2 protein-coding genes are annotated in these 1261 nt (G+C 46.8%); one reads left to right on the forward strand and one right to left on the reverse strand.

The genetic code is table 11. The features are described 5' to 3' along the window. Positions 1 to 91: 91 nt before the first annotated feature. Positions 92 to 313 (forward strand): hypothetical protein, encoded by a 222-nt coding sequence (locus B7G66_RS17965; protein WP_159107970.1) that lies wholly within the window; start codon positions 92 to 94, stop codon positions 311 to 313. Positions 314 to 570: 257 nt separating this feature from the next. Here B7G66_RS17965 and B7G66_RS14270 read toward each other — a convergent pair whose 3' ends face one another. Next, positions 571 to 1185, reverse strand: coding sequence for a LysE family translocator (locus B7G66_RS14270; RefSeq protein WP_003621687.1), 615 nt, complete (start codon positions 1183 to 1185; stop codon positions 571 to 573). Positions 1186 to 1261: the final 76 nt, after the last annotated feature.

The following is a 1261-nucleotide window of genomic DNA, read 5'->3' on the forward strand; positions in this document are numbered from 1 at the left end:
TTTCGATCAAAAGGCGGCACCCAAAAACTTTTATTTTTTATCAAAGGCTTGTTTTCAAATGGTTCTTTTAGAACTCATAAGAATTTAATTTATGCATAATGAATTTATTCCTGCTGTATTTCTTTTTAAGATGCTCCTGTCGTTGATAAATGGCAGAACAATTTTTATCCATTTCAGCGGAGAGTTCAGTTTTCCTGTTCTGCGGCAGGCTGCTGTCCCATTCTCCGGCCAGATACTGACAGATATCTGCATCATGGGAAAATATCGCAACATCGTCTGGAAAATTTCCGCCCGTCCTGGCCATGGGCGATGAAATATTCACGAAATATAATTGGAATGTAAAAAGGATAAAAAATAAACCATGGCGATTAAGATTGATGTTTCCGGGTAATGGACATTCTGAAAATACCAAATAATTTTTCAACATCCTGAATATCTTTTTTATGACATCCTGTGGGATCACACTTCCCAACCGTCATCCGTGCCATTGCGATATGGAGGAGGGAGGGGCGTGTGCGGGAAAGGCATTTTCTGAAATCGTCATGGTTGTGACGGGAAAAGGCTTGCGCGTTATCTGGCCTTGGAAAGGGCTATTTTCAAACCGAAAGCAATAAAAAGACCGCCGGTCAAGCGATCAATCACAGACAGGAAACGCGGCCTTTTCAACAGCCGGAGCAGAGGTGCCGTTGCCATGGCCAGAATGGAAAACCACAGCACGGTAAGCATGGCGTGAATAGAGGTCAGTAAAAGCGCATACTGTACCAGATGGCCCGATGGCGGCATAAATTGCGGCAGGAAAGTAACATAGAATATCCCGACCTTGGGATTGAGGATATTGGTCAGGAAGCCTTGCCTCAATGCCTTTGACGCAGAAGCCATTGATGACGTCATGCCATCGGTCAGGTTTGTGCGTGGGTGAAGCAGCAGGTTGATGCCCAGCCAGCATAGATAGGCCGCCCCACTCCATTTAATAAGGTTATACGCCAGTTCAGAGGCGCGTAAAACGGCCCCCAGTCCAAATGATGCCGCGATCCCCCAGACCAGACATCCCAGCGCCACGCCCAGCCCTGCCATCAATGCGGGTCGTGTCCCGCTGCTTGTTGCGACACGCAGGACCATGGCCGTATCAAGGCCCGGTGTTATGGTCAGAAGGGAGGCCGCGGCAACAAAAGCAATCAGGGACATGGTTTCTAAATCTCGGAGGTTGTTTTGGAGATTGTTTGAAAAGTCAGGCTTGATAACATACTGTAATTATAAAAGT

This window comes from Novacetimonas hansenii JCM 7643, from assembly GCF_000964405.1.
In the GTDB taxonomy this organism is placed as follows: domain Bacteria; phylum Pseudomonadota; class Alphaproteobacteria; order Acetobacterales; family Acetobacteraceae; genus Novacetimonas; species Novacetimonas hansenii.